Consider the following 251-nt stretch of genomic DNA (forward strand, 5'->3'; position numbering starts at 1 on the left):
GGCCGACGCGCCCTCCATTGAGTGCGGGCCATTCACAATTTCATAGGGCGGAAATGAACCGTTATTCACTGAAATCATTTTGCCCGATTTTTTGATCTCATCCGGCAGCCTGTCATGCAGGGCCTGGTCAACTTTTTGCACCGGAATAGCGTCGGCAGCCTGCGCCAGGGATGCAGTCAGCCCCAGCGCCACGATTAAGGCGGTTGCTCTCTTCGTCATAATGGATTCCTGGTTCAGCGGATCAGTTGAGT

The 251-nt window shown here is 54.2% G+C and carries 1 protein-coding gene; it reads right to left on the reverse strand.

Features of this window, described 5'->3' with window-relative positions; all coding sequences use genetic code 11:
* A partial coding sequence (locus SB756_RS33170) for a hypothetical protein (protein WP_410913647.1) occupies positions 1-219 on the reverse strand: 219 nt, incomplete at its 3' end.
* Between the last annotated feature and the right edge of the window lie 32 nt (positions 220-251).

The sequence above is a fragment of the Pseudomonas sp. SIMBA_068 genome (assembly GCF_046534705.1).
In the GTDB taxonomy this organism is placed as follows: Bacteria; Pseudomonadota; Gammaproteobacteria; order Pseudomonadales; family Pseudomonadaceae; genus Aquipseudomonas; species Aquipseudomonas putida.